Annotated in this window: 2 protein-coding genes and 1 pseudogene; all 3 read right to left on the reverse strand. The window is 60.6% G+C overall.

Features of this window, described 5'->3' with window-relative positions; genetic code table 11:
• Positions 1-912: RNA-guided endonuclease InsQ/TnpB family protein (locus tag LQ564_RS25675; protein WP_231060966.1), on the reverse strand; the 912-nt coding region annotated here is incomplete at its 3' end.
• A gap of 205 nt (positions 913-1,117) precedes the next feature.
• Positions 1,118-1,189 (reverse strand): annotated as a pseudogene (locus tag LQ564_RS26070) (hypothetical protein); the annotation flags it as partial.
• Positions 1,189-1,397: recombinase family protein (locus LQ564_RS25680; protein ID WP_503827160.1), on the reverse strand; the 209-nt coding region annotated here is incomplete at its 5' end. The gene LQ564_RS25680 and the pseudogene LQ564_RS26070, both read right to left, overlap by 1 nt.

Genomic DNA, 1,397 nt, shown 5'->3' on the forward strand with positions numbered 1-1,397 from the left:
CGCCTTACCGTTGAGTTCCTGCTTCACAGGGGCCGGTTTCACCCTGCGCTCGCGCGCAAGGCCAGCGCCTTCCCCTCCACAGGCCGACACGGTGGAACTCACCGCCATGTTTCTCAAATTGATTGCTGCATTGATGTCCCGGTCATGCGTGGCGCCGCATGCTTCGCACGACCATTGACGCTGTCCCAGGCCGAGCGTGTCGAGCTTGAAGCCGCAACCTGAACAGGTCTTGCTGCTGGGGTACCAGCGATCCGCCACCACGACCTGCCCGCCACGCCATGCCGCCTTGTATGTGAGCTGGCGGCGAAACTCACCGAAGCTCATGTCGGAAATCGCACGGGACAGGCAACGGTTCTTCAGCATCCCTTTGACATGCAGATCCTCGATGCCGATCGTGCGAAAGCGCCGCGCGATGTTGGTCGTAATCTCATGCAGACCGTTGCTGCGGATGTTGGCCGTGCGCGCGCACTGCCGCGCCAGTTTCCGCCTGGCTTTCATGCGATTACGCGATCCCTTCTGCTTGCGTGACAGGCTTCTCGACAGCCGGCGCTGCCGCGTCAACGCCTGGCGCAGCGCCTTGGGCCCCTTGAAGACTTCACCAGTGGACAGCGTTGCCAGATTGTTCACGCCCAGATCGATTCCGACCGCGCCTTGGTTTTCGGATGGCAGCGGGAATCGCTCTTCCAGCGTGTCGACGGTGATGCTGACGTACCAGTGGTCCGCAGTGCGGGAAATACAGGCCGAGACGATATGCCCCGGGAAGCGCAGGGACTCGCGCATGCGCACCCGGCCCAGCTTCGGAACATGGATGTGTTTGCCATCGACCTTGAACTGATCGTTGCTCAACGTGAACCGGTCGTCGCGGCCCTTGCAGCGGTAACTGGGATAGGCGGCGCGGTGCGCAAAGAAAATTGTCGAATGCCTTTCCCAACTGGATGATCGCCATCTGGGGTGCGCATTTCGTCACTTCCAGCATCCAGGGAAACTCGGCGCGCTTGATGGCATTCAATTGCCGCCGCAGTGACGCTTCGCTTGGCTGCGGCAGCGCAGGGTCGAGCAAGTGGGCCTGATACTGGCGGCCCCATTCTTCAAGCGCCCAGTTATAGGCGAAGCGGGCGGTGCCTGCCGCTTGGGCGAAGTAGGTGGCTTGGCGCATGTTGGGATCAAGCCGTATTTTGTGGGAAAACATTATTGCGCCTCCCTCACCGCGGCTTTCACGCCGTCGATCAGCTTCTGATTCTTGCGACTGCGGCTACCGTACAATCTGGCCGAGAACACCGTGATGATCTCCGATACGTCGCTCGCCAGCTCTTCCTCGAAACTGCGGTCCTCACCCTGGTTGATGATCACGACTTCCACTTGTTTCGCCTGGCAAATGGCAAACACCAGTTCGGCAC

It is taken from the genome of Massilia phyllostachyos, assembly GCF_021044825.1.
Lineage (GTDB): Bacteria > Pseudomonadota > Gammaproteobacteria > Burkholderiales > Burkholderiaceae_D > Telluria > Telluria phyllostachyos.